At 75.1% G+C, this 1,812-nt stretch carries 2 protein-coding genes; both read right to left on the reverse strand.

Annotated elements, in window-relative coordinates:
• A partial coding sequence (locus LJ221_RS16965) for a PHB depolymerase family esterase (protein ID WP_241717572.1) occupies window positions 1-481 on the reverse strand: 481 nt, incomplete at its 3' end.
• A gap of 151 nt (window positions 482-632) precedes the next feature.
• Window positions 633-1,739 (reverse strand): CapA family protein, encoded by a 1,107-nt coding sequence (locus tag LJ221_RS16970; protein ID WP_241717573.1) that lies wholly within the window; start codon window positions 1,737-1,739, stop codon window positions 633-635.
• Between the last annotated feature and the right edge of the window lie 73 nt (window positions 1,740-1,812).

Here is a 1,812-nt window from a genome sequence, read left to right on the forward strand (position 1 = left end):
CCCCCCCCCCCCCCCCCATCGCGCCGCCGCCGGAGAACCCGGCGACGTACACCCGGGAAGGGTCGGCCCCCACCGCGCTCACGGCGTGGGCGGCCATCTGGCGCAGCGACAGCATCTCGCCCCGGCCGCGCGAGGTGTCGCCGCTCCGGAACCAGTTGAAGCAGCGGGAGCTGTTGTTGCCCGTCTCCTGCTGGGCGGCGACGAGCGCGAAGCCCCGGCTGTCGGCGTACGCGCGCCAGCCGTAGGCCGTCACGAAGCCGGGCGCGTCCTGGGTGCAGCCGTGCAGGACGAGGACGACCGGGGCGCCGGCGGGCAGGTCGTCGGGGACGTAGCGGTACATGGTCAGCGCGCCCGGGTTGGAACCGAAGCCGGTGACGCGTTCGAGGTCGGCGGCCGCCGCCGGGGCGGACAGCCCGGTGAGCGCCAGCGCGAGCGTGCCCAGCAGCACGCCCGCGCGGCGCAGGAGGTTCACGGCTCTCATGAGGGGGTCCTTACACCTGAAAGGGACCTGACAATGGATGTCGGTACCGTAGGGCGTGACGCGGATCACCCGAACATGCCTGAGCCACAGGGCCGCCGGCCCGCGGATGGCCGCCGCCCACATTGCCGCGGGCTCCCGCGGCCGCGGACGGTCACCACCGCAGGGCGAGCGTCCCGTCCGGCCCGCGGTCGACACGTGAGCCGAGGCCGCGTCCGGCGCGGTCCAGGACCACACGCAGCCACTCCGCGTCCTCCGGCGAGGCGCGGCGCAGCCGTATCCGCCGTGCCTGGAGCGGCACCATCCGCACACCGGCCGTCCGGCCGTCCGGCTCCAGCCGGACGAGGTGGAGCAGCCGCAGGTCGTCCCGGTACCGCTCGTATCCGGTAATGCCCTCGTAATCGTTCACCAGATCGCCGCAGCCGTACAGCACGAGCCTTCCCCGGTACACCTCCAGGGCGCGGGGGTGGTGCGAGGAGTGGCCGTGGACGATGTCCGCGCCGCCGTCGATCAGGGCGTGCGCGAAGCCGGTCTCCTCGGCGGAGACCTCGTATCCCCAGTTCGGCCCCCAGTGGACCGAGACGACCACGATGTCCCCCGGCCGCCCGGCCCGGCGGATCCGCTCGGCCACGACGGCGGCCGCGGCCGGCGAAGGCTCGTTCACGATGTCCACACCGGGCCTGCCGGGGCCGGCGGACCAGGAGGGCGGTATGCCGCTGGAGGGCATGCCGAAGGCCAGGGCCACCACCCGCCGGCCGCCTTCCAGGGGCACGGTCGCGGGCCGCCGGGCGGCGGCGAGGTCCCGCCCCGCCCCCACCGTGGCGATCCCCGCGCCGGCCAGGGCGTCGATGGTCTCCTCCAGGCCGGGGCGGCCGAAGTCCAGGACGTGGTTGTTGGCCAGGGCGCAGACGTCGGGCCGGGCGGCCGACAGACAGGGGAGGTTGGCGGGGCTCACCCGGTAGTGGATGCCCTTGCCCGGCGCGAACGCGTCGCTGTACGTGACGGCGGTCTCCAGGTTGACGATACGGACGTCCGCAGCGGCCTCGTCGACCGCCGCGAGCGCCTCGCCCCAGGGCCACTCGAAACCGGCCGGCCGGGGCACCGGGCCGCCGGCCGCCTCCGCCAGCTCGACGTAAGTGCGGGCGTCGCGGACGTACGCCTCGCGCAGCGCCGGATCGCCGGGGTGCGGAAGGATCTGGTCTACGCCCCGGCCGAGCATCACGTCACCGCAGAGGAACAGGGTGACCGCGGCCCCGCCCATGCTTTCGAGGGTAGTCGAGGGTAAGGGCCTTCCCGCCCGCGCCGAGGGGACCGGCCGGCCCTCTCGGCGCGGG

Source organism: Streptomyces sp. CNQ085, assembly GCF_022614595.1.
In the GTDB taxonomy this organism is placed as follows: domain Bacteria; phylum Actinomycetota; class Actinomycetes; order Streptomycetales; family Streptomycetaceae; genus Streptomyces.

What these genes read in the sequence shown, in the direction of transcription:
- LJ221_RS16970 (WP_241717573.1), bottom strand. Translation starts at nt 1,739, where the DNA reads ATGGGCGGGGCCGCGGTCACCCTGTTCCTCTGCGGTGACGTGATGCTC.